Here is a 667-nt window from a genome sequence, read left to right as displayed (position 1 = left end):
AACTGAGCTAATGACTCAAACTAAAAACTAAAATGGCTGGGGATATAGGATTTGAACCTATGCATGACGGAGTCAAAGTCCGTTGCCTTACCGCTTGGCTAATCCCCATTAAGTTAAGTGGTGGAGGCTGAGGGGATCGAACCCCCGACCCTCTGCTTGTAAGGCAGATGCTCTCCCAGCTGAGCTAAGCCTCCATCCTATGACCCGTAGGGGATACTCTCACTTCGTTCGAGACTGCGAAGCCATTGCTAACGAAGTTTATCCTCCGACGAACCTTCGGGATTCTCATCCCTTTTTTAAGCTAATAAATATAGCTATGACCCGTAGGGGATTCGAACCCCTGTTACCTCCGTGAAAGGGAGGTGTCTTAACCCCTTGACCAACGGGCCCCATTTCCAAAGCTCTCAACCGGGATCGAACCGGTGACCTCATCCTTACCATGGATGCACTCTACCTACTGAGCTATGAGAGCAAATGGCTCCCCGAACAGGGCTCGAACCTGTGACAACTCGATTAACAGTCGAGTGCTCTACCAACTGAGCTATCAGGGAATAATATGCATTTGCAGTGCAAATGCAATTCATCATACAACGTTAACATGCAGAGCCTGTTTTCTATGTAGGATGAAAGAGTTCGCTTGGCGGCTTCCTACTCTCCCAGGACCCTG

Annotated in this window: 5 tRNA genes; all 5 read right to left on the bottom strand. The window is 49.0% G+C overall.

From position 1 onward, the window contains the following. Positions 1-33 precede the first annotated feature (33 nt). The 5 genes from DC345_RS31255 to DC345_RS31235 all read right to left on the bottom strand — a co-directional run bounded on the left by DC345_RS31255 (position 34) and on the right by DC345_RS31235 (position 551). Positions 34-108, bottom strand: a tRNA-Gln gene (locus tag DC345_RS31255). Positions 109-118: 10 nt separating this feature from the next. Continuing rightward, positions 119-194 (bottom strand) — tRNA-Val (locus DC345_RS31250). Between the two features lie 123 nt (positions 195-317). Then, positions 318-389, bottom strand: a tRNA-Glu gene (locus DC345_RS31245). Positions 390-399: 10 nt separating this feature from the next. Further along, positions 400-472, bottom strand: a tRNA-Thr gene (locus tag DC345_RS31240). 3 nt (positions 473-475) lie between these two features. Beyond that, positions 476-551: transfer RNA gene (locus tag DC345_RS31235), tRNA-Asn, on the bottom strand. Between the last annotated feature and the right edge of the window lie 116 nt (positions 552-667).

It is taken from the genome of Paenibacillus taichungensis (assembly GCF_003287275.1).
Classification (GTDB): Bacteria; Bacillota; Bacilli; order Paenibacillales; family Paenibacillaceae; genus Paenibacillus; species Paenibacillus taichungensis_A.
The sequence above is the reverse complement of the archived record's forward strand: the minus strand, read 5'-3'. Positions and strand labels throughout refer to the sequence as shown.